Annotated in this window: 22 protein-coding genes and 2 pseudogenes; 5 read left to right on the top strand and 19 right to left on the bottom strand. The window is 62.8% G+C overall.

From position 1 onward, the window contains the following. Positions 1 to 71: 71 nt before the first annotated feature. From X773_RS49925 to X773_RS77315, 4 genes are all read right to left on the bottom strand, one after another. Positions 72 to 407, bottom strand: coding sequence for a hypothetical protein (locus X773_RS49925; RefSeq protein ID WP_023675887.1), 336 nt, complete (start codon positions 405 to 407; stop codon positions 72 to 74). A 114-nt stretch (positions 408 to 521) separates the two neighbouring features. After that, positions 522 to 1,292: a trans-aconitate 2-methyltransferase gene (tam, locus tag X773_RS49920; RefSeq protein WP_023675886.1), complete on the bottom strand. Its 771-nt coding sequence runs from the start codon at positions 1,290 to 1,292 to the stop codon at positions 522 to 524. 45 nt (positions 1,293 to 1,337) lie between these two features. Further along, positions 1,338 to 2,987: an energy-dependent translational throttle protein EttA gene (ettA, locus tag X773_RS49915; RefSeq protein WP_023675885.1), complete on the bottom strand. Its 1,650-nt coding sequence runs from the start codon at positions 2,985 to 2,987 to the stop codon at positions 1,338 to 1,340. Positions 2,988 to 3,168: 181 nt separating this feature from the next. Beyond that, entirely contained in the window at positions 3,169 to 3,351 is a 183-nt protein-coding gene (locus tag X773_RS77315; RefSeq protein WP_198023548.1) for a hypothetical protein, read from the bottom strand. Between X773_RS77315 and X773_RS49910 the strand changes: the two are divergent. Beyond that, positions 3,280 to 4,522: pseudogene (locus X773_RS49910) on the top strand (GGDEF domain-containing protein). The gene X773_RS77315 and the pseudogene X773_RS49910 overlap by 72 nt on opposite strands. A 27-nt stretch (positions 4,523 to 4,549) precedes the next feature. Here X773_RS49910 and X773_RS49905 read toward each other — a convergent pair. The 4 genes from X773_RS49905 to X773_RS73610 all read right to left on the bottom strand — a co-directional run bounded on the left by X773_RS49905 (position 4,550) and on the right by X773_RS73610 (position 7,603). After that, a complete protein-coding gene (locus tag X773_RS49905) occupies positions 4,550 to 5,164 on the bottom strand; it encodes a hypothetical protein (RefSeq protein ID WP_156937311.1) in 615 nt (204 codons plus the stop codon). A gap of 73 nt (positions 5,165 to 5,237) precedes the next feature. Further along, the gene (locus tag X773_RS49900) at positions 5,238 to 6,251 is read right to left on the bottom strand and encodes a ribonuclease (protein ID WP_023675883.1); all 1,014 of its coding nucleotides are present in this window, start codon (positions 6,249 to 6,251) and stop codon (positions 5,238 to 5,240) included. Positions 6,252 to 6,371: 120 nt separating this feature from the next. Further along, on the bottom strand, positions 6,372 to 6,794 hold the full coding sequence (locus X773_RS49895) for a MarR family transcriptional regulator (protein WP_245274664.1): 423 nt from the start codon (positions 6,792 to 6,794) through the stop codon (positions 6,372 to 6,374). Between the two features lie 23 nt (positions 6,795 to 6,817). Then, a complete protein-coding gene (locus X773_RS73610; protein WP_198023545.1) occupies positions 6,818 to 7,603 on the bottom strand; it encodes an alpha/beta hydrolase in 786 nt (261 codons plus the stop codon). Positions 7,604 to 7,869: 266 nt separating this feature from the next. On the opposite strand from X773_RS73610, the gene X773_RS49890 reads away from it, so the two are divergent. The 3 genes from X773_RS49890 to X773_RS49880 all read left to right on the top strand — a co-directional run bounded on the left by X773_RS49890 (position 7,870) and on the right by X773_RS49880 (position 11,705). Further along, positions 7,870 to 8,805: an alpha/beta hydrolase gene (locus X773_RS49890; protein ID WP_023675880.1), complete on the top strand. Its 936-nt coding sequence runs from the start codon at positions 7,870 to 7,872 to the stop codon at positions 8,803 to 8,805. Between the two features lie 78 nt (positions 8,806 to 8,883). Then, positions 8,884 to 10,059: a CaiB/BaiF CoA-transferase family protein gene (locus X773_RS49885; RefSeq protein WP_023675879.1), complete on the top strand. Its 1,176-nt coding sequence runs from the start codon at positions 8,884 to 8,886 to the stop codon at positions 10,057 to 10,059. Further along, positions 10,056 to 11,705 (top strand): thiamine pyrophosphate-binding protein, encoded by a 1,650-nt coding sequence (locus X773_RS49880; protein ID WP_023675878.1) that lies wholly within the window; start codon positions 10,056 to 10,058, stop codon positions 11,703 to 11,705. The genes X773_RS49885 and X773_RS49880 overlap by 4 nt, the downstream gene beginning before the upstream one ends. Before the next feature lie 40 nt (positions 11,706 to 11,745). On the opposite strand, the gene X773_RS49875 is transcribed toward X773_RS49880, so the two are convergent. From X773_RS49875 to X773_RS49850, 6 genes and pseudogenes are all read right to left on the bottom strand, one after another. Then, on the bottom strand, positions 11,746 to 12,189 hold the full coding sequence (locus tag X773_RS49875) for a CHRD domain-containing protein (RefSeq protein ID WP_023675877.1): 444 nt from the start codon (positions 12,187 to 12,189) through the stop codon (positions 11,746 to 11,748). A gap of 146 nt (positions 12,190 to 12,335) precedes the next feature. Further along, positions 12,336 to 13,307, bottom strand: coding sequence for an ABC transporter substrate-binding protein (locus X773_RS49870; RefSeq protein WP_023675876.1), 972 nt, complete (start codon positions 13,305 to 13,307; stop codon positions 12,336 to 12,338). Positions 13,308 to 13,347: 40 nt separating this feature from the next. Then, entirely contained in the window at positions 13,348 to 14,484 is a 1,137-nt protein-coding gene (locus X773_RS49865; protein WP_031211556.1) for an ABC transporter permease, read from the bottom strand. Continuing rightward, positions 14,481 to 15,359 (bottom strand): ABC transporter permease, encoded by an 879-nt coding sequence (locus X773_RS49860; protein ID WP_023675874.1) that lies wholly within the window; start codon positions 15,357 to 15,359, stop codon positions 14,481 to 14,483. The genes X773_RS49865 and X773_RS49860 overlap by 4 nt, the downstream gene beginning before the upstream one ends. Beyond that, positions 15,360 to 15,770 (bottom strand): annotated as a pseudogene (locus X773_RS49855) (endonuclease domain-containing protein); the annotation flags it as partial. It lies immediately after the preceding gene. Between the two features lie 112 nt (positions 15,771 to 15,882). Continuing rightward, on the bottom strand, positions 15,883 to 16,674 hold the full coding sequence (locus X773_RS49850) for an ABC transporter ATP-binding protein (RefSeq protein WP_023675872.1): 792 nt from the start codon (positions 16,672 to 16,674) through the stop codon (positions 15,883 to 15,885). A gap of 191 nt (positions 16,675 to 16,865) precedes the next feature. On the opposite strand from X773_RS49850, the gene X773_RS49845 reads away from it, so the two are divergent. Further along, positions 16,866 to 17,270 carry a cupin domain-containing protein gene (locus tag X773_RS49845; RefSeq protein ID WP_023675871.1) on the top strand — a complete coding sequence of 135 codons (405 nt, stop codon included), beginning with the start codon at positions 16,866 to 16,868 and terminating at the stop codon, positions 17,268 to 17,270. Between the two features lie 35 nt (positions 17,271 to 17,305). On the opposite strand, the gene X773_RS49840 is transcribed toward X773_RS49845, so the two are convergent. From X773_RS49840 to X773_RS49820, 5 genes are all read right to left on the bottom strand, one after another. After that, positions 17,306 to 17,647, bottom strand: coding sequence for a hypothetical protein (locus X773_RS49840; RefSeq protein ID WP_031211553.1), 342 nt, complete (start codon positions 17,645 to 17,647; stop codon positions 17,306 to 17,308). Positions 17,648 to 17,676: 29 nt separating this feature from the next. Next, the gene (hydA, locus tag X773_RS49835) at positions 17,677 to 19,128 is read right to left on the bottom strand and encodes a dihydropyrimidinase (protein WP_023675869.1); all 1,452 of its coding nucleotides are present in this window, start codon (positions 19,126 to 19,128) and stop codon (positions 17,677 to 17,679) included. A 58-nt stretch (positions 19,129 to 19,186) separates the two neighbouring features. Further along, positions 19,187 to 20,437 carry a Zn-dependent hydrolase gene (locus X773_RS49830; protein WP_023675868.1) on the bottom strand — a complete coding sequence of 417 codons (1,251 nt, stop codon included), beginning with the start codon at positions 20,435 to 20,437 and terminating at the stop codon, positions 19,187 to 19,189. Positions 20,438 to 20,537: 100 nt separating this feature from the next. After that, positions 20,538 to 20,984, bottom strand: coding sequence for an endonuclease domain-containing protein (locus X773_RS49825; RefSeq protein WP_023675867.1), 447 nt, complete (start codon positions 20,982 to 20,984; stop codon positions 20,538 to 20,540). Positions 20,985 to 21,093: 109 nt separating this feature from the next. Continuing rightward, positions 21,094 to 22,422 (bottom strand): aspartate aminotransferase family protein, encoded by a 1,329-nt coding sequence (locus tag X773_RS49820; RefSeq protein ID WP_023675866.1) that lies wholly within the window; start codon positions 22,420 to 22,422, stop codon positions 21,094 to 21,096. Between the last annotated feature and the right edge of the window lie 234 nt (positions 22,423 to 22,656).

Below are 22,656 nucleotides of genomic sequence, written 5' to 3'. Positions count from 1 at the left end.
AAAGCTCGGCGCAACCTCTTTTGCACCTAGCCAGTTTATGCCGGCTTAAATCAAGTCCCTGGGACGGGTCTTTACCAGGCGCAGAGCTTGGTATTGGTCTGCGGGTTGTTCCAGCAGGCACCGTCATCGCGGCTGCGCACGAATTGCCCGGGCAGCGGCACGTTGCGGCGGCCGAGATTGACATAGCCATAGGCAAAACCCGGTCCGTCGATTTCCAGGACGTAGGTCGGATAACCCGGCGCCGAGATGCGAAAGCTGCCGGCATCGTCCAGCGCCCGATAGCTGCACGAGAAATAGCCGTCGTCGCTGGTGAAGCAGCGCGCTCGCTTGGCCTCCGCCGATATAGACAAGGCAAGCACAGCGGCCGCACAAACGCTGCCGCCGAAACCCATCTTTTTCAGTGTCATCATCCATCCCCATGGCCCATGAAGGGCCTTATCCCTGCCCCAGCGAGATGCGCATGACGGCGAAAGCCGGTCAAGCATCCGCTGCTGGCTGTTTTTGGGTGTAGCTAAGAGCTTCTAAGCAGAACGCCGCGCCACGATGAAGAGACGGGGAAAGCGCAGCAATACCTTGCCGCTTGCCGTTTTCGGATAGGCTTCGCTGATCCCGGCCGTGTAGCGCTTCAGGAAAAGCTGCCGCTCGTTCTCGTCGAGCGGATCGAGGAACGGCTTCAGCCCCGTCGACTTCACCCATTCGACGATCGCCTCGGCATCGGCCAGCGGATGGTTGTAGATCGTGTGCCAGATATCGAGCCGATCCGAGAATGGCGACAAAAGGTCGTAGTAGAACGCGACCGGCGGCAGCGGCGCGCGGGCCGCGCGCTCGAGCTTTTCGGCAAACGGCATCTCGGCCGCGGTCTCCCGCATCAGCCGGTGCGAAGGCTCAGCCATATTGTCCGGCATCTGCACGGCAAGCGCGCCGCCGGGCGCCAAAAATCCCATCAGCCGCTGGAAGACCGCCGGGTGCTCCGGCAGCCACTGAAACACCGCATTGGCAAAGATCACGTCGACCGGTTCGTTCGGCTGCCACGCCGCCGCATCCGCCAAGGCAAAGCTGACGCCGGGCAGGCGCGCCCTGGCCTTCTCGACCATATCGAGGGAGGTATCGAAGCCGCTGATCTGTGCCCGCGGCCAGCGCTCGACCAGCAATTCGGTCGAATTGCCCGGCCCGCAGCCAAGGTCGACCACCCGGCGCGGTTCCGGCACCGGCACCTGCGCAACGAGATCGCGCGCGGGGCGGGTGCGCTCGTCCTCGAATTTCAGGTAGAGGGCGGCGGACCAGTCGGCCATCTTGGTTCCTCAGATCATTTGAGAATTCGCCGCCCTGTAAATGTCTTACCGCGTCAGCCGCTTATACGTCATGCGGTGCGGATTGACCGCCTCAGGCCCAAGCCGGCGGATCTTGTCCTGCTCGTAATCCTCGAAATTGCCTTCGAACCATTCGACATGGCTGTCGCCCTCGAAGGCGAGGATGTGCGTCGCCAGGCGATCGAGGAACATGCGATCGTGCGAGATGATGACGGCGCAGCCGGCGAAGCTCTCGAGCGCGTCTTCAAGTGCGGCCAGCGTTTCGGTATCGAGATCGTTGGTCGGTTCGTCGAGCAGCAGCACATTGCCGCCGGTCTTCAGCATCTTGGCCAGATGCACGCGGTTGCGCTGGCCGCCGGACAGGTTGCCGACCTTCTGCTGCTGGTCGCCGCCGCGGAAATTGAACGACGCGCAATAGGCGCGGGTGTTGGCTTCGAACTTGCCGAGCTTGACCACTTCGGCGCCGCCCGAGATCTCTTCCCAGACCGTCTTGGTCGGGTCGAGCGCGTCGCGGCTCTGGTCGACATAACCGAGCTTGACCGTCTCGCCGACGCGGATGGTGCCGGCATCGGGCTTTTCCTGGCCGGTGATCATGCGGAACAGCGTCGTCTTGCCGGCGCCGTTCGGGCCGATGACGCCGACGATGCCGCCGGGCGGCAGCTTGAATTCGAGATCGTCGATCAAAAGCGTGTCGCCAAAGCCCTTCGACAAGCCCTCGACCTCGATCACCACATTGCCGAGCCGCTCGCCATGCGGAATGACGATCTGGGTGTCGCTCGGACGCCGCTTGTCGGCTGCATCCAGCAGATCCTGGAACGCCTGGATACGGGCTTTCGACTTGGTCTGCCGGGCTTTCGGGCTGGACTGGATCCACTCGCGCTCGCGGCCGATCGCCCGCTGGCGCGCATCGTCCTCGCGGCCTTCCTGCTTGAGCCGCTTGGCCCTGGCTTCGAGATATTTGGTGTAGTTGCCTTCGTACGGGATACCGCGGCCGCGATCGAGCTCGAGGATCCAGCCGGTGACATTGTCGAGGAAGTAGCGATCGTGGGTGATGATCATCACCGCGCCCGGATAGGCCCGCAGATGCTTTTCCAGCCACGCCGTCGTCTCGGCGTCGAGATGGTTGGTCGGCTCGTCGAGCAGCAGAAGGTCGGGCTGGCGCAGCAAAAGCTGGCAAAGCGCGACGCGACGGCGTTCGCCGCCCGACAGCTTGGTGACATCGGCCTCCTTGGGCGGGCAGCCGAGTGCCTCCATCGCCATCTCGACCTGCTGTTCGAGATCCCAGAGGTTGAGCCGGTCCATCTCGTCCTGCAGCTTGGCCGACTCGTCCGCCGTCTCGTCGGAATAGTTCATCATCAATTCGTTGTAGCGCTCGATGATGGCGGTCTTGGCGGCGACGCCTTCCATGACGTTTTCGAACACGTTCTTGTTCGGATCGAGCGCCGGCTCCTGCGCCAGGTAACCGACGGTAGCACCCTCGGCCAGCCAGGCCTCGCCGCTCCACTCCTTGTCGATGCCGGCCATGATCTTGAGGATCGTCGACTTGCCGGCGCCGTTGGGACCGAGGATGCCGATCTTGGCGTCCGGATAGAAGGACAGATGAATGTTCTCGAGCACCTTCTTGGTGCCGTAGGCCTTGTTGAGGCCGGCCATGTGATAGATGAACTGGCGTGCCACGCGCGCTTTCCCTGAAAAGTCGACTGATGTCGGATTGAATGGAAGTTGGGGGCTATGTAAGCGATGCGGCCGCGAACGGCAAACAGTTTTGGCCCCAAGCGGATTTGGTCGCACCCACAAACGCTTAGCCGCTTCATTTCGTGCCGGCGCCCAGGCGAAAGCTCCGGTTAACCATTCCGCGTCAAACAATGTTGGATGGGAAATCGCTGGCAGCCGCGATTTCGGGGAGAGAGATCGGGCCGTGTTGAACAGTTTCCTGCTTTTTGCCGAAGCGGTTCTCTATTTCGGCATCATGGTCACGCTTTTCCGGTTCAGGGGCCGCATCGGCCTCGGCGTCTTTGTTTGCGCCCTTGGCGTCATGCATTTCCTGGAAACCTATCTCGCCAGCGTCTTCTACGTCGCGCTGCCGTTCGGCATGGTATCGCCGGGTTCGGCCGTGCTGTTTCCGGCAAGCTGGTCATGCTGCTCCTGCTCTACATCAAGGAGGACGCGGCAACTGTCCGGCAGCCGATTTATGGCCTGCTGCTCGGCAATGCCCTGATGATCGGGCTCGTGCTGATCCTGCGCCTGCACGACATCGCACCGCTGCCCGACGGCAAGCTTCCCGACATCGGCTTCATCGACGAGATGGGCTGGCTGATGGTGTGGGGCACGACGCTGCTGTTCGCGACGCCATCCTGATCATTCTGCTCTATGAAAAGCTCGGCAAATATCTGCGCAAGGCGCTTTTCACCCGCATCCTGGTCTCCGTCGCCTGCGTGCTCACCTTCGACCAGGCAGGCTTTTTCACGGCGCTGCATTTCGTCACCGGCGCGCCGGTCGCGGTGTTCTTCGGCGGCTGGTTCGCCAAGATGGCAGCGGCCCTGGTCTACAGCACCATGCTGGTCGGCTATATCAGGTGGTTCGAGGCGCGGCAGGTGCCGGCGGCGCGCGGGCTTTCCGACATTTTCGACACGCTGACCTATCGCGAGCGCTATGAGGCGCTGGTCGAGCATGTCGGTCGCGACGGCCTCACCGGCCTCCTGCACAGGGGGCGCTTCGACAGCGATGGCGAGGCCGCCGTCGCCGCCAGCCTGCGGACCGCCAGGGCGCTCAGCCTGCTGATCATCGATGTCGACCACTTCAAATCGATCAACGACCGCTTCGGCCACGCCGAGGGAGACAAGGTGCTGAAAGCCCTGGCAATTTTGCTTGGCGAACTTGTCGGGACCGAAGATCAATTGTTCAGGATCGGCGGTGAGGAATTCGCCATCCTCGGCTGGCGTCCGCAGCCGCTCGCCAGACTGCTGGGCGAAACCGTCAGGCAAGCGGTCAAGACGTCCGCGAGCACCAGCCGGTTCGACATTACCGTCAGCGCCGGCATCTCGACGGTCAGCGAGACGACCCGTTGCCTTGCCGATCTCTTTGCGCTGGCCGACCAGCGTCTCTACAAGGCCAAATCCACGGGACGCGATCGCGTTGTCGGCGAACCGGGCGGCAACGAAGCAGACGCCCGCAACACATGGACCAGGCCGGAGCGCAGCGCCGGCGCGTAACGCTGCCCAGGCCTGCGATTGGCTCAATCAGGATTGTTTGCGCCGCTGCCATCCGCCGATCGCAACCGAAACCGCCATCAGCGCGATCGCCAGCCATTTCAACGCGGTAATAATCGGGCCGGCTTCGATGTCGTAGGCAATGAACAGAAGAATGCCCGGTACCAGCAGGCCGCAGAGCACGAGCGTGATCCGGTTGATCTGCCATGACACTTTTGCCGCAAGCGCCTGGTCGCCGGGCACGGCGACAAGCGCGGCCCGCATTGCCTTCGGCGCCACCAGCGTGGTCGAAAGACGCAGCGAAATCGGCAGGCCGATGCCGATGATCAGGAAGGCGCATGCCGCCAGGAGCAGCGAAAACTTGATCGCACTGGTTTCGGCCGGTACCGGGAACAGCAGCGCCGCCAGCGGCAGGAAGACACAGAATATCCCGAGCGCGGCAATGGCGATGAAGATCGCCGCGTTGACCAGCGTGAACAATTGGTAGGTGCCGCCGCCGACGGGTTTGGCGAGCGTGGTCATGCGCGCCCACTCCACTTCGGTGTAGGAAAAGCCCGGCCACTCCATATGGCCGTCGCGGATCGCCGTCATGCCCTTGGCCCAGAACGCCAGCCGCGCCAGCGCGCCGCCCGTCATACCACTCATCGCCACCCCCTATGAATGATGCCCCCGGGATCATACCATCCCCGGTGCAAAGCGACAGTCGCGTACGGCCTGTTTACTGGAACCCGACAGCATCGACCGCGCCCTTCGGGCAGCCAGCCTTGGCTGTCGGCGCCGAGGCAAGCAGCAGGGCACCGAGCGAAGCGTTCGAAGCGATCGGGCCGGTCAGGCCGAGCGTCAGTTCGCCGATCAGCCGCCTGCCGTTCGAAGGATCGACCACGCAGGACACGCGGACCCGGTCGCCCGCGCCTTTGCCGAAGGCACTGTCGAAGGTGCTGCGGATCTGATCGGATGTCAGTTGCTTGCCGATGTTCTTGATGAAGAGATCGCGCACCGGCGACGCATTCATCGCGCGCATCAGGTTCAAAGCGACGGCGAAATACTCCTGCTGGCTCTTGCCGTAGCAGGTGCCGTGCTTGATCCATTCATGCCTTTCGAGGGCGGATGCGGTGCCCGGCATCACCTGGTCGAGTTCCGCTCGCGTTTTCGGGTCAAGGGTGACCGGCGGCAAGTCTCGCCAGTGCGCCGGATCGTCGTTCGCCTTGTCGCTTGCGGCGACCTGGCAATAGAAATTTCCGTTCGGCTGCGGCCACAACCCATGCAAGGTGAAGTGGGTCGCCTCGAAACCGGCGGCGGTCTGCGCACGGCATTCGGCCTTGCTGGATTTGGTCTCGCAGAAAGCCGGCTGCCAGCTCAGCGCGAAGACATATTCCGGCTTTCCGGACGCCGATGGCTTGTTCGGCTCGGCAGGCGCCGGTGCAGCCGGCATCGTCGACGCGCTGCCGCCCGAAACACCACCGCAGCTGATCTTAACCCAGCGGCGCTCCGGATCGGCGCCCGGCACGCGAATGAGATAGTGCGTGGGCGCGTCCTTGTTGCCGGCCAGCAGATCATAACTCTGACCAGCCGCGGTCGAGACATTGCCGGGATTCTTGCCGCTCTTGATCGCCTGCGTTGCCGGACAGGCGGCATCGGCGACGAAAGAGCCGGTCATCTTCACATCGGCCCGCGCCGCGCTTGCGCCAGCAAACGCAACAAACACCGCCCCCCATATCGCCCAAATCCGCATTCCGGCACTCCTCGTGATTCACGCCGCAAGCTAGAAACTTGCGACATGTCAGAATTACGATTTCTTTCGCCGGCCGTAAAAACAATCGCCAGCGCATTGAGACGGCTCCCGCGCGGTCGATCAGGATCCGCCCGCCTCCACCCGTTCCGTCAGGGTGCGCAGCAGATCAAGCGAGGCTTTCAGCGCGTCGGCGTCCATACCCTCCGAAACGCGGTTCGCCCAAACATGCTGGCGTGTGCCGATATTCTTGACCGCTGCCCGGCCGGCATCGGTTATTGACAACAGCTTGGCGCGGCGATGCGCCGGGTTGTCGGCGTAGGCGGCAAGCCCCTCCGCAGCCAGTATGTCGGCCAGCCGCTGTACACTCTGACGGGCGAGACCCATGTCGCGGGCGATGTCGGCCACAGATTTCGGCTCCTTCAAAACTGCACCCAAAACCTGCCAGCGCGCTGCCGTCAGCCCGGTTGGAGCGGCCAGCCGGTCGGCCGCATCCAGAAAACTGCCGTTCATCCTGAACACGGCAAGCACCAGTTCGGTGAGCACATTTGCCGCTTCGGTCCTGGTCGTCATTTCTGGCCGGCCTCGATGGTCGCGACGAAATTATTAACGGCTTCGGCTACGACCTCGGGCTTGTCAAGCATCACCCAATGGCCGCTGCCCGCCACGATCTGGCGCGGAATGTCCGTGCGCAGCCGGTAGAGCGCGGCTGGAGTGTCACTGGCCTCGGTAGCCAATACGAACATAGGCCCGCGATACGCATCGAGTGCCGGCTCCGGGTTCCATTCGGCCAGTGCCTTGCCGACACTTGCCCTCGCCGCCGGATCGACCACTGCCGCATCGGCCAGAACACGCTGGCGAACAGCCGCGTTAGGGCCGGCAATCGACGTGTAATAGGCGTTCAGGACATCACGGCCTTGCGGACCGGCCAGATCGCGGACAAAGCCGTCACGAATCGCCTGCGGCAGCGCACGAGGATCGGTCGCCGGGTCGACGAGCAAGACACCGGCGACCCGGTCGGCATGGCTGGCGGCATAAGCGAGCGCCACGCCACCGCCGCCGCTGTGCGCGACAATGAGAAACCGCTTCAGGCCAAACGCGTCGGCCACGGCACCGACATCCATTGCACGACCGTCATAACCATAGTCACCGTCCTGCGCCGGCGCGGAGGCGCCATGACCGCGAAAATCGAAGGCTACCGCCTCGCGGCCTTCGACGGAGAGCTGCATCACCCGGTCCCAGTGGGAAGCGCGGCTGCAATCTCCATGCAGGAACATGATCGGCAGGCCATTGCCGGCGTTGATCCTATAAGTGGCAAGCTGGCCTTGCGGGCCTGGAACAGTGGACGTCATCATGGTCATCTCCCTGGTTTCCTGACTGAACGCAGCAATCCCTGACAACAGGGTGGTCGTCGTGAAGGCGAAGCCCGCCAGCAAGATTGCACGCCGCGAAATGGCCCCGGTGGTTTTCATAGTCATACCCCCAATCTGCCGCTGACCATTTGACAGTATGCTGTCATGTAATCACATTGACAGCATGCTGTCAACTACCGTCGAATGGGTACCTACGTCCCTTGACGTCGATCGCTGCGTCGCCCAACAGTCGCCGACGGGAGCGAGACATGCCATTTGACAAGCAGAGGATGCTGGCATCGCCGACCGGCGCCGAGCTCAACCTTTATGTGAAACACGCCATCGGCCAACCGCGCGCCATTGTCCAGGTCAATCACGGGTTGGCCGAGCACGCGGCGCGCTATGCCCGTTTCGCCGATTTCCTTGGCGAGCGCGGCTACCAGGTCTACGCGCACGACCACCGTGGCCACGGCGCCACCAAGGCGCCCGACGCGCCACCTGGCAGGTTCGCCGATGTGGATGGCGGTGCCAAGGTCATCGCCGATGTCGCCGCCGTCCATGATCTCATCGCCAGGGAACAGCCGGGCCTGCCGGTCATCGTCTTCGGTCACTCCTTGGGCGCGTCGGTCGCGCTGAACTTTGTCCTCCGCCACTCGGCGCGCATCCATGCCGCCGCGATCTGGAACGGCAATTTCTCGGCCGGACTGCTCGGCCAAATCGCGCTGGCCATGCTTGGTTGGGAAAAGTTCCGGCTTGGCTCAGACGTGCCGTCGCGCCTGCTGCCCCGGCTGACGTTCCGGGCCTGGGGCAAGGCGGTGCCCAATCACCGGACGCCGTTCGACTGGCTGTCGCGCGATGCCGTTGAAGTCGAGAAATACATCGCCGACCCGCTTTGCGGCTGGGACGCATCGGTGTCGATGTGGCAGGACATCGTCATGATGACGCTGCATTGCGGCAGCGACCGCAATTTTTCCGGCGTGCGGCGCGACCTGTTCGTCAATCTGGTCGGAGGCGAGCAAGATCCGGCCTCGGACGGCGGCAAGGCGGTCAGCCATCTTGCCGGCCGGATGCACATGATGGGTTTTTCGAATCTCGTTTCAAAGGTTTACGCCAAAACCCGCCACGAAAGCCTGAACGAGATCAACCGAGACATCATCATGGAGGATTTTGCCGCCTGGGCCGACCGCGTGCTGAGGGCACAGTGATACTGGCCCATTGCAAGGGCCGTGACAGCGGCGCGCGGGATTGATAGAGGCTGCGCTTTCGATCATCCACGGTGATCCATGACTGAGCCTCCGCTCAAAGGCATCCGCGTCATCGAACTCGCACGCATCCTCGCCGGGCCATGGGCCGGACAGCTGCTTGCCGACCTCGGCGCCGACGTGATCAAGGTCGAGAGCCCGGACGGCGGCGACGACACCCGCAAATGGGGACCGCCCTTCGTCATCGGCCATGACGGCGAGAACCTTTCGGCCGCTTATTACCATTCCTGCAACCGCGGCAAGCGCTCCATCGCCATCGACTTCTCGACGCACGAGGGTGCCGAGACGGTGCGCCGGCTGGTCGCGACATCGGATGTGCTGATCGAAAACTTCAAAGTCGGCGGACTGAAGAAATACGGCCTCGACTATGACAGCCTGAGGAAAATCAACTCGCGGCTGATCTATTGCTCGATCACCGGTTTTGGCCAGTCGGGACCGTATGCGCCGCGTGCCGGCTATGATTTCATCATCCAGGGCATGGCCGGCATGATGTCGATCACCGGCGAAGCCGGCCGCGAACCGCAAAAGGCGGGCGTCGCTATTTCAGATGTTTTCACCGGGCTTTATTCGGTCATCGCCATCCAGGCGGCGCTTCGCCATGCCGAGAAGACCGGCGAAGGCCAGCATATCGACATGGCGCTCTACGACACCCAGATCTCGACGCTCGGCAACCAGAACCTCAACTATCTCGTCTCCGGACAGTCGCCGGTGCAGATGGGCAATGCGCATATGAACATCGCGCCCTACGAAGTGGTGCCGGTGAAAAATGGCCACATCATCCTGGCGGTCGGCAATGACGGCCAGTTCGCAAAGTTCTGCGCTGCCGTCGGCCTCGATGAGCTGGCGTCGAACCCTGACTTCGCCACCAATCCCGCCCGCGTCGCCAACCGGGCGAAGCTGCGCGAGCATATGATCGAGGCGCTGAAAGCCTTCGATCGCGACCCGTTGCTGGCCAGACTTGAGACTGCCGGAGTGCCGGCCAGCCCGATCAACAACATCGGCCAGATGTTTGCCGACCCGCAGACCATAGCGCGCGGCATGCGGCTCGACCTCGATGACGGCCATGGCAATCTCTTGCCCTCGGTGCGGGCGCCGATGGTCATGTCCGGCACGCCGCTGGTCTATGAGCGCCCGTCGCCGCGTCTCGGCGAACACACCCAAGAAATCCTTGCCGAACTGGAGAGGTCAGGAAAATGAAGACCGGCGGACAACTCATCGTCGATGCGCTCGAAGCCAACGGAACGGACCGTATCTATTGCGTACCTGGCGAATCCTATCTGGCGGTGCTCGACGCGCTGCATGATTCACCGATCCGCACAATCGTCTGCCGCCAGGAGGGCGGTGCCGCAATGATGGCCGACTGCCACGGCCGCCTGACCGGCAGGCCCGGCATCTGCTTTGTCACCCGCGGCCCAGGCGCCACCAATGCCTCGGCCGGCATCCACATCGCGATGCAGGATTCAGTCCCCCTCATCCTGTTCATCGGCCAGGTCGCCAGCCACGCCAAGGGGCGCGAGGCCTTCCAGGAGGTCGACTACGTCAGGTTCTTCGGCGATATCGCCAAATGGGTGGTCGAGATCGACGACGCCGCACGCATACCCGAATTCGTCACACGCGCCTTTGCGGTGGCGACGTCCGGTCGCCCGGGCCCGGTCGTCATCTCGCTGCCCGAGGACATGCTGACCAGCCTCGCCGAGGCACCGGACGCCCGGCATTATACCCCTGTCGAGACGCGGCCTGGCGAAGTCGAGCTCGACGCACTGGAAGTGTTGCTCAACAAGGCAAAGCGGCCCTTCGTCATCCTCGGCGGTACGCGCTGGGACGCGGAGGCCGTTGCACGGATGCGGACGATAGCCGAAGCCTGGTCGCTGCCGGTCGGCTGCTCCTTCCGCCGCCAGATGCTGTTCGACCATCTCCACCCGAACTATGCCGGCGATGTCGGCATCGGCATCAATCCCAAGGTAGCAACCGCCATCAAGCAGGCCGACCTTGTGCTGCTGATCGGCGGCCGCATGGGCGAGATGCCGTCATCCGACTACACGCTGCTGAAGAGTCCCTACCCCGACCAGACGCTGGTCCATATCCATGCCGACGCCGGCGAACTCGGCCGCGTCTACCGGCCGGCGCTGGCGATCAATGCCTCGCCTGCCGCTTTCGTCGAAGCCTTTGCCAGACGCAAGCCGGCCGCAACGCCGGTGTGGGCGGCTGAGGCAGCGAAGCTGCACGCCGCCTATCTCGACTGGTCGACGCCTCCGGAGAGCGGCCCCGGCGCCGTCCAGATGGGGCCGATCATGAATTATCTCGAAACGATGCTGCCGGACGACGCCATCCTCACCAACGGCGCCGGCAACTACGCCACCTGGGTGCATCGCTACCATCGCTTCCGGCGTTTCGGCACGCAGGCAGCACCCACATCCGGCTCGATGGGCTACGGCACGCCGGCGGCGGTCGCCGCCAAGCAGCTTTTCCCCGACCGCGACGTGATCGCCTTCGCCGGCGACGGCTGTTTCCTGATGAACGGCCAGGAATTCGCCACCGCCGTGCAATACGGGCTGCCGATCATCGTCATCGTCGTCAACAATGGCATCTACGGCACCATCCGCATGCATCAGGAGCGCGAATATCCCGGCCGTGTCGTCGCCACGGACTTGAAGAATCCCGACTTTGCTGCTTTGGCCCGTGCCTATGGCGGCCATGGCGAGACGGTGGAAAAGACCGCCGACTTCGCCGCGGCCTTCGAGCGAGCGCGGGCCAGCGGCAAGCCGTCGATCGTAGAGATCAGGCTCGACCCTGAAGCCATCACGCCGACCCGCACGATGACCCAGATTCGCGACAAGGCCTGACAAAACAGGATGATTGCCCTGTTTTGTCGTCGTGATCTGCCTATTTGGCCTTCTCGATCTGGCCGCGGATCTCGCCGTCCGCGTGGGCCGCGGTGTGGATGTTGACGTAATATTTGCCAGCCTCAAGATCGGTGGCCTGGGCATCAGTCAATGTCGCCGAACCCTTGATCGGGCTCTTCAGCTTGCCTTCGAACGGCACCACTGGATCGGCGTTTTGACCCTTTTCCGCTGGGCCGTGAATGTGTGCGGCCTTCGCCGGCCCGCTGAGGCCGGAATATCTCACGGTCCAGCTGAGTTTCTTGGTGGCGGTGTTGAACCTGAGCGTGGCGGTGCCCTTGCCCTTCGCGGTGACGGGCGGGTTCTGCTGAGCACCATCGAGCGTCGCCGTCATCTTTATGGTTTCGGCCAAGGCCGGTGAAGCAGAGAAGATGGCTGCAGAAATGGCCAGCGCCGAAAGCATCGGCGTGAAGGACTGGATGCGCATGGAAACCTCCGTTGTGACACCCTTGGGCGGGTGCACCGGCACAACGATTTTGCGAGCGGATGTTTCCGCCGGTAACGTTCATTTTACCTCCCACTAAAAAGGGGCGGTCGCCCGCCCCTTTTCCGCTACAAGCCAGTTTGACAGCCCTATTTGATGGCCTTGTCGGTGATCGCCGTCGTGTAGGCGCCGGTAGGCTCCTTGCTGATGATCTTCTGGTCGAGCAGCGCCTTGGCGGTGCGCTCGTAGGTCGCCGGATCGAGCTTGCCATCGGCATTGTCGATCAGCTTGGCGACTTCGCCCATCATGCGCTTCTGGTGATTCTCGTCCTGGCCGCCATTGTCCATGACGATGCCGGCCGCTTCGTCGGAATTGTCGACGGCGTATTTCCAACCCTTCATCGAAGCGCGCACGAAACGCACCATCTTATCCTCGAAGGCCGGATCCTTGAGCTTGTCCTCCAGGGCATAGAGCCCGTCTTCGAGCAGATCATTGCCCATGGCGGAATAGTTGAAGACGGTCAGCTCTTCCGGCTTGTAGCCGGCGTCGATGAGCTGCCAGTACTCGTTATAGGTCATGACCGAAATGCAATCCGCCTGCTTCTGGATCAGCGGCTGCACGTCAAAGCTCTGCTTGAGCACGGTGACGCCGTCCGGCCCGCCATCGGTCTTGAGGCCAAGCTTGTTCATCCAGGCATAGAACGGATACTCGTTGCCGAAGAACCAGACGCCGAGCGTGTGGCCCTTGAAGTCGGCTTCCGTCTTGATCGGACCGTCCTTCGGGCAGACCAGCTCCATGCCGGCCTTCTTGAACGGCTGGGCGATGTTGACCAGCGGCACGCCCTTCTCGCGCGCAGCCAGCGCACCGCCCATCCAGTCGACGATGACGTCGGCGCCGCCGCCGGCAATAACCTGCTCCGGTGCAATGTCCGGTCCGCCGGGCTTGATATCGACGTCGAGGCCCTCGGCGTCATAGAAGCCCTTGGCCTTGGCGACATAATAGCCGGCGAACTGTGCCTGGGTGACCCATTTCAGCTGCAGCGTCACCTTGTCCGCGGCCATCGCCTGGAACGCGGCAAGCGACATCGCGCCGGCCAGCATCGAAACAACAAGTCTTTTCATGTTTTTACCCTCTGAAGTTAGCGCCCTAAACCCACCGCCCCTATCCACCACGGACAGAGGGATGCCAAAACGTGACTGCTCTCTCGAAAAGAGCGACCACGCCATAAAAGACCGAACCCGCAAGTGCTGCAACTGCGATTTCCGCCCACACCATGTCGATGTTCATCCGCCCGACTTCCGTCGAAATGCGGAATCCCATGCCGACCACCGGCGTGCCGAAGAACTCGGCGACGATGGCGCCGATCAGCGCCAGCGTCGAATTGATCTTCAACGCATTGAAGATGAAGGGTGCCGCCGCCGGCAGCCGCAGCTTGAACAGCGTCTGCCAGTAGCTCGAGGCATAGGTGCGCATCAGGTCGCGCTCCATATGGCCGGAGGCGGCAAGCCCGGCGACGGTGTTCACCAGCATCGGGAAGAAGGTCATGATGATGACCACCGCTGCCTTCGACTGCCAGTCGAAGCCGAACCACATGACCATGATCGGCGCGACGCCGATGATCGGCAGCGCCGACACCATATTGCCGATCGGCAAAAGCCCGCGCCGCAGGAACGGCACGCGGTCGGCGGCGATGGCAACGAGGAAGCCGGCGCTGCTCCCCGCCACATAGCCGAAGATAACCGCCTTGAAGATGGTCTGCCTGACATCGGCCCCCAGCACCGGCAGCGAGCCGACGATGCGTGCACCGATGGCGCTTGGCGGCGGCAACAGGATGAAGGGAATGCCGGCACCACGCGTCACCGCCTCCCAGATGATCAGGATCCAGGCGCCGAAGATGGCCGGAATGATCAGGCGCAGGGCGGTTGACGCCCAGCGCGATGTCGGGCGAAACGACGACAGGACCGTTACGCAGCGCCAGGCCAAAAACCACGCCGCGACGAGCAGCAGATAGAAGGATGCGCGAGCGCTGCCCTCATTGCCGGTTATGCCGGCGAGCAGCATCCACGCTGCGCCGTGCGCGCCAAGGAACAGCAACACCACCCCGATCATCGGTGGAAAGTTGTCGGCCTCGATTGCCACGAGCAGCAAAATGAAAATCAAAACCGTAGTTGCCATGCCGTAACCGGGCGTAGCACTGACGAGCGGCCAAAGAAGCAGCGCGCCGGCAAGCAGGACAAGCGCGGCATACCCCTGCCAGGATCGAGGCGTGATTGAGGAAAGGCTCAGGATGGAGCTCATGCCGGCCTCCCGCCCATGGCGCGGTCGACAAGGCGCCCGGCGATGCCGACGACCATCACCAGCAGCGCCGCGACCACCGACCCGGCAACCAGAGCCGACCAGATGTCGATGGTCTGGCTGTAATAGGCGCCGGCGAGCAATTTGGCGCCGATGCCGGCGACGGCGCCGGTCGGCAACTCGCCGACGATGGCGCCGACCAGGCTGGCGGCCACCGCCACCTTCATCGAGGTGAACAGGAACGGCACCGAAGCCGGCACACGCAATTTGCAGAAGGTCTGCGAGGCACTGGCATTATAGGTGTGCATCAGGTCGAGATGGGTGAGCTCGGGCGAGCGCAGTCCCTTCACCATGCCGACCGCCACCGGGAAGAACGACAGATAGGTCGAGATCAGCGCCTTCGGGATAAGCCCGGTGATGCCGATCGCCGCCAGCACGACGATGATCATCGGCGCCACCGCCAGGATCGGAATGGTCTGCGAGGCGATGATCCACGGCATCAGACTGCGGTCGAGCGTCGCCACATGCACGATGCCGACGGCGATGACGATGCCGAGCGCCGTGCCGAAAGCAAAGCCGAGCAGCGTCGACGACAGCGTCACCCAGGCATTGTAGACAAGGCTGCGGTTCGAGGTGATGCTGCGCAGAAAGGTGTTTTCGAAAAAATTCACCGCCACCTGATGCGGCGCCGGCAGCGTCGGCTTCGGCTGCGCCAGCGTCTTGCCGATGAATTCCACAATACCCGGTGTCTGATTGGCGCGGCGGTCGAGATCGCGCTGGAACGGCGCGTTGAGGATGACAGCCATGACGTACCAGACAACGACGACGCCCAGAAGGATCGAGGTCACCGGAACGATCTTGTCGCGAAACGAGTCCATCTAGTGGTCCTCGCAGGATGGGTGCCCTCCTCTCCCCAACGGGGAGAGGGTGGCCGGAGCGAAGCGGAGGCCGGGTGAGGGGGTAGAAATCTTTCCGTCGAGGCAAGCCAAGATCGTATCAAGGACCGCTCGGCGTTCGGCCAAGACTTCATGGTTCCAGAACCGAAGAACGGAATACCCGTGACCATTCAGCCAAGCAGTTCTCGCGGCATCGGTTGGAGATTCCGCGTGCTGGCTGCCGTCGATTTCCACGATCAGCGCGCTCTCACGACAGACGAAATCTGCAAAGAACGGCCCAAGCGGCACTTGCCTCACAAATTTGTAGCCGTTGAGATGGCGCCCTCTTAGTTCCCCCCAAAGCCTGTATTCAGCCTCGGTCTCGTCAAACCGCAGCTTTCGAGCGCGAGCGGTCGCCCCGATCTTTCTTTTGGTCGGATCCGCCAAGGCCCCCTCACCCGACCTCCGCTTCGCTCCGGCCACCCTCTCCCCGTTGGGGAGAGGAGGGAGCTCATCTTCCGCCGCCTCAATCATCATAGCTGTGCCCTGCCCTCAGCCCGTCCCGCACGCGTGCCGCGATCGCCAGGAACTCCGGCGTCTCGCGGATATCGAGCGGCCGCTTTTTCGGCAGCGTCGATTCTATGACGTCGCTGACACGCCCCGGGCGCGGCGACATGACGACGATGCGCGTCGACAGATAGACCGCCTCAGGGATCGAATGGGTGACGAAGCAGATAGTCTTGTTGGTCCGCTCCCAAAGCTCCAGCAGCTGTTCGTTGAGGTGATCGCGCACGATCTCGTCCAGCGCGCCGAACGGCTCGTCCATCAACAAAAGGTCGGCGTCGAAGGCGAGCGCCCGCGCGATCGAGGCGCGCTGCTGCATGCCGCCCGAAAGCTGCCAGGGGTATTTCTTCTCGAAGCCGCTGAGGTTGACAAGGTCGAGGGTTCGCTTGATGCGCGCCGCCTGCTCCGCCCTGGACAGGCCCATGATCTCCAGCGGCAGTGCTACATTGCGCTCGATCGTGCGCCACGGATAAAGTGCGGCCGCCTGGAAGACATAGCCATAGGCGCGGCTCTGGCGCGCCTGCTCGGGCGTCATGCCGTTGACGGAAATGCTTCCCGATGTCGGCTTCTCCAGATCGGCGATGACGCGCAGCAAGGTCGTCTTGCCGCAGCCGGACGGCCCGATGAAGGAAACGAATTCCCCCTTGCCGATCGTCAGGTCGACATTCGACAGCGCCTGCACCGGACCATCATTGGTCTGGAAGGTCAGGCCAAGCTTGCTTGCCGAAACAACGGCTGGCGATACTCCCGTCATCGGCCGTAGCCTGTCGCTTCCGGCCACTGCGGCGCCGGCCGGAATCCCATTGATTTTACCCTGATGTTGCTTTCCACTCGCCCAGTCCTACTCGCCCCAGTTTTACTCGCCCCAGTTTTACGCGCCCCAGTTCTACGCGCCCCAGTTCTACGCGCCCTTGTCCCATCAGATAGACGCCCGGAGTTGCCCCGATGTCGCCCAAACCGACTTGCCATCTTATCCGCCCTGAAAGCTCTTATGAAGGCAAGCAGGGCCTGAGTTATTTCGCCGGCATCGCCGCCGAAACAGTCGGCTCGTCCGGCATCTGCATGCATCTGCTGACCATGCCGCCGGGTGCCCGCGCCAAGGCGCATATGCACGAAAACCATGAAACCGCGATCTATGTGCTCTCCGGCGAAGTCCATACCTGGTATGGCGACCGGCTCGAACAGCATATCGTGGTCAAGGCCGGCGATCTTTTCTATATTCCCCCCGGCGTGCCGCATCTGCCGGCCAATCTGAGCGACGGCCCCGCCTCGGCGGTCATTGCCCGAACCGATCCCAACGAACAGGAAAGCGTCGTCCTGCTGCCGGAACTGGACGGGTTGGTCGCCTGACGCCGGCATCGAGGCAGCGGTCGTCATCGGCACCGTCACGAACATGATTTCAGCGGCCCTATCTCCTCAAGGCCGGGAATGGTCACGAAGAAACCGTCCCCTCCTCTGTTGATGACCTTGACGACATCCGTGGTCGTGCCCTCCTCGCCCTCGGCGAAACAGGTGGAGCTCAACAACAAGGTGCCCGGCGCTGTCGTCAGTCGCTGTGCGAACTGGCAGCCGCTGCCATAGGTTTCGACGCCGTCGGCGGTCAGCACGACATAATCGTCGCTGTCCTGATAACCGAGCCGTACACCAGCGCAACCGACCTCATTGCCAAAGGAGCCGGCAAGGACGTCAGCCGCCGCCGGCCCGGCGGCAAGGATCACCGCGGCCATTGAGATAATCGCTCCGTGGCTCGCCAAGCTCAAACGCCCGTCGCCGGGATGCCCGTCCGTTCCACCTTGCGCGGCGCGGAAATTTCCTTCCACGTCGACAGCGCCCGGTTGACCGCCGCGTTCGGCTCGCGAGCGACGAACTCGCCATGGCCGGGCTTCGCCTTGACCTCGTTTTCCTCGATCGACAGTTCGCCGCGCGAGAAGACGAAGCGCGGCAGGCCGGTTACCTCAAAACCTTCGAAGACATTGTAGTCGATCACCGACTGCTGCTTCTTGGCCGTGATCTTCTTCTTGCGCTTCGGGTCCCAGACGATGATGTCGGCGTCCGCGCCTTCGACGATGGCGCCCTTCTTCGGGTACATGTTAAGGATCTTGGCGATGTTGGTCGAGGTCACCGCGACGAACTCGTTCATCGTCAGCCGGCCGGTCTTAACGCCGGTCGTCCACAGCACCGGCAAACGATCCTCGAGCCCGCCCGTGCCGTTCGGGATCTTGGTGAAGTCGCCGACGCCGTTGCGCTTTTGTTTGGTGGTGAAGGCACAATGGTCGGTCGCCACCACTTGCAGCGACCCGGCCTGCAGGCCGGCCCACAGCGAATCCTGGTGCAGTTTGTTGCGGAAGGGCGGGCTCATGACGCGCCGCGCCGCGTGGTCCCAGTCCTTGTTGAAATATTCGCTCTCGTCCAGCGTCAGGTGCTGGATCAGCGGCTCGCCGAATACCCGCATGCCTTTCTGGCGCGCCCGGCGGATGGCTTCGTGCGCCTGCTCGCAGGAGACATGCACGACATAGAGCGGCACACCGGCCATGTCGGCGATCATGATGGCGCGGTTGGTCGCCTCGCCTTCGACTTCAGGCGGGCGCGAATAGGCGTGTCCCTCCGGGCCGCTGTTGCCCGCCGCCAGCAGCTTCTGCGACAGCGCCGCCACCACGTCGCCATTCTCGGCATGGACCAGCGGCAGCGCGCCGAGATCGGCACAGCGCTGGAACGACGAATAGAGCTCGTCGTCATCGACCATCAGCGCGCCCTTGTAGGCCATGAAATGCTTGAACGAGGTAATGCCCCTGTCGACGACAGTGGCCATCTCGTCGAACACCTGCTTGCCCCACCAGGTGATCGCCATGTGGAAGGAATAGTCGCAGGACGCCTTCGAGGTCTTGTTGTCCCACATCTGCAGGGCCTCGAGCAGCGATTGCTGCGGCGCCGGCAGGCAGAAATCGACGACCATGGTCGTGCCGCCGGCAAGGGCCGCTCGCGTGCCGGATTCGAAATCGTCGGCCGAATAGGTGCCCATGAACGGCATTTCGAGATGGGTATGCGGGTCGATGCCGCCCGGCATCACATAGCAGCCGCTGGCGTCGAACTCATGGTCGCCATGCAGATCCGGCCCGATGCCGATGATCTTGCCGTGCTTGAACAGCACATCGGCCTTCCACGTCCGGTCGGCGGTGACGATGGTGCCATTCTTGATGACTTTGGACATTTTCTTGTTCCCTTATTCTCTTCGCGCTTCTTGTGAGCGGCGTTGCGAGGCTATCCCATCATTCGACAATCACCGCCGTGTCGACGACCGCATGGAACAGCACGTCGGCGCCGGCCGCTGCCCATTCCTTGGTGATTTCCTCGGCCTCGTTGTGGCTGAGACCGTCGACGCAGGGGCACATCACCATTGCGGTGGGTGCGACGCGGTTGATCCAGCAGGCGTCATGGCCGGCGCCGGAGACGATGTTGCGATGCGTATATCCCAGGCGCTCCGCCGCATCCCGCACAGCCTTGACGCAGCCCGCGTCGAAAGTGACCGGATCGAAATGGCCGACCTGATCGATTTGATATTTGATGTCGAGCGCGTCGCAGATTGTGTCGATGCCTTCGCGGATGCGGCCGTCCATGGCGTCCAGCACCTCCTTTTCCGGCGAGCGGATGTCGATGGTGAAGACGGTGCGCCCGGCAATGATGTTACGCGAGTTCGGATAGACCTCCATATGGCCGACCGCGCCGACGGCGTCGGGTTGGTAGTCCATCGCGATCTCGTGCACCAATTCGATCACCCGCGCCATGCCGAGCCCGGCATTGCGCCGCTTCGGCATCGGCGTCGAGCCGGTGTGCGCCTCCTTGCCGGTCAGCGTCACCTGCAGCCATTTCAACCCTTGCCCATGGGTGACGACACCGATGTCGATGCCCTCGTCCTCGAGGATCGGGCCCTGCTCGATGTGCAATTCGAAGAAGGCGTGGATCTTGCGCTCACCGACCTTTTCGGTGCCCTTCCAGCCGATCCGTTCGAGCTCCTCGCCGAATTTCTTGCCGTCCTTGTCGACATGTGAATAGACGTCGGCCTGGTCGAGCACGCCTGCGAATACCCCGGACGCCATCATCGCCGGCGCAAAGCGGGCGCCTTCCTCGTTGGTCCAGTTGGTGACCACGATCGGATGCTTTGTCTTGATGCCGAGATCGTTGAGCGAGCGCACGACCTCCAGGCCGCCGAGCACGCCGAGCACGCCGTCATACTTGCCGCCGGTCGGCTGGGTGTCCAGATGGCTGCCGACATAGACCGGCGGCAGGCTGGGGTCGGTGCCTTCGCGACGGGCAAACATCGTACCCATCTCGTCGACGCCCATTTCGAGCCCCGCCTCATCGCACCAGCGCTTGAACAGATGCCGCCCTTCGCCGTCCTCGTCGGTAACGGTCTGGCGATTGTTGCCGCCGGCAATGCCGGGGCCGATCTTCGCCATCTCCATTATCGAATCCCACAAACGGTCTGAATTGATTCGCAAATTCTCGCCGGGGGCGGCCATATTCTAAAACCTCATTGGTTGTGGCACGCCAGCGTCCCCCTCCCCCTCGAGGGGAGGGAAAGCTGCACCTGGTTCAATCCANGCCGGGGGCGGCCATATTCTAAAACCTCATTGGTTGTGGCACGCCAGCGTCCCCCTCCCCCTCGAGGGGAGGGTGGCCGCGAAGCGGTCGGGTGGGGTCGGCTGACATGCGCGCGACCTTCTCCTTGACCACCTGTGCGACATGCCAGGCGCTGTTTATGACATCGGGCTCATCGACGCGAAAGATATCGAACCCGAGCGATCGCAGATAGGCATCACGGACGGCGTCGTGCCGTTTGCCCTTCTCCTGTTCGTGCAGATCACCATCGACTTCAACGACCAGCTTTACCGCAAGGCAAGCAAAGTCGACGATATAAGGCCCGATCGGACACTGGCGGCGGAACTTGATGCCGGCCGATTTCAATTCGCGCAGTTCATACCACAGCAGGGATTCGCCTTTGGTCGCATGAACTCGAAGCGCGCGCGCCTTTTGGCGCATTTCGAAACTCACGCGGGTCCGGGGCATCACAGGCACCTATGCGGCCGAAGGTCAGGCTGGCGCACTGCCGCACCGACCCCACCCGGCCGCTTCGCGGCCACCCTCCCCTCGAGGGGGAGGGAAAGCTGCACCTGGTTCAATCCACAGCCCTCAGCACTTCGCGCACATGGTCGATCAATTCGTTGATCTGGCCCTTGCTGATGATCAGCGGCGGCGACAGCGCGATGATGTCGCCGGTGGTGCGGATCAATGCACCGCGCTCGAATGCCTTGACGAAAGCCGAGAAGGCCCGCTTCGTCGGCTGCCCGGCGATCGGCGCCAGCTCGATCGCGCCGATCAGGCCGATGTTTCTGATATCGATGACGTTCGGCTCGCCCTTCAGCGAGTGCAGCGCGTCCTCCCAGTACGGCGCCAGTTCCTCGCCGCGCGTCAGCAGCCCCTCTTCCTTGTAGGTATCGAGCGTGCCGAGCGCAGCCGCACAGGCGATCGGATTGCCCGAATAGGTATAGCCGTGGAAGAACTCGATCATATGCTCGGGGCCGGTCATGAAGGCATCGTGGATTTCCTTCTTGACGAACACCGCGCCCATCGGGATGACGCCGTTGGAGACGCCTTTGGCGGTGGTCATGATATCCGGCGTGACACCGAAATAGTCGGCGGCAAACGGCGTGCCGAGACGGCCGAAACCGGTGATGACTTCGTCGAAGATCAGCAAGATGCCGTGCTTGGTGCAGATCTCGCGCAGCCTCTCGAGATAGCCCTTCGGCGGCAGGATGACGCCGGTGGAACCGGCCACCGGCTCGACGATGACGGCGGCAATGGTCGAGGCGTCGTGCAGTGCGACGATGCGCTCCAGCTCGTTCGCCAGTTCCGCGCCATGCTCCGGCACGCCCTTGGTGAAAGAGTTCTTTTCCGGCAGATGCGTGTGTGGCATGTGATCGACGCCGCCGAGCAGCGTGCCGAACATCTTGCGGTTGGTGACAATGCCGCCGACGGAGATGCCGCCGAAATTGACGCCGTGATAGCCGCGCTCGCGGCCGATCAGACGGGTGCGCGAGCCCTCGCCTTTTACGCGGTGATAAGCGATTGCCATCTTCAGCGCCGTCTCGACCGATTCCGAGCCGGAATTGGTGAAGAACACATGGTCCATGCCCTTCGGCGCGATGTCGACCAGCCGGTTCGCCAGCTCGAACACGATCGGATGGCCCATCTGGAACGCGGGTGCGTAGTCGAGCTCTGCCGCCTGGCTCTGGATCGCCTCGGTGATCTTCGGGCGGCAGTGGCCGGCATTGACGCACCACAGGCCGGCGGTGCCGTCGAGCACCTTGCGCCCGTCGCTGGTCGTGTAGTGCATGTCCTTGGCCGACACCATCATGCGCGGCGCCTGCTTGAACTGCCGGTTTGCCGTGAACGGCATCCAGAATGCGCTGAGATCGTTCGGCGTGACTTTCAGCCGGTTGGACATGACCAAGACTTCCCCTTGTAACCTGTTTCGGTGCGGCTAACGCTTGGTCTTTCCAACGCTTGGTCTTCGCGACGTTTTCGTGCTACGCAAATTTTTGACCGGTTGGACAAACGTTAGCACCGCCTTATCAGCGGTCAAGGGATTACTAGCGGAAATGCGGCTTTCGAAGTGCGCTCCACAGGGCGAGGAAAAACTGGTCCAGAGAATTGGTCCAGACACTCCTCACGGCGAAGG

Source organism: Mesorhizobium sp. LSJC280B00, assembly GCF_000502835.1.
Lineage (GTDB): Bacteria > Pseudomonadota > Alphaproteobacteria > Rhizobiales > Rhizobiaceae > Mesorhizobium.
Note: the sequence above shows the minus strand (reverse complement) of the source record. Positions and strands in the feature narration are given on the sequence as shown.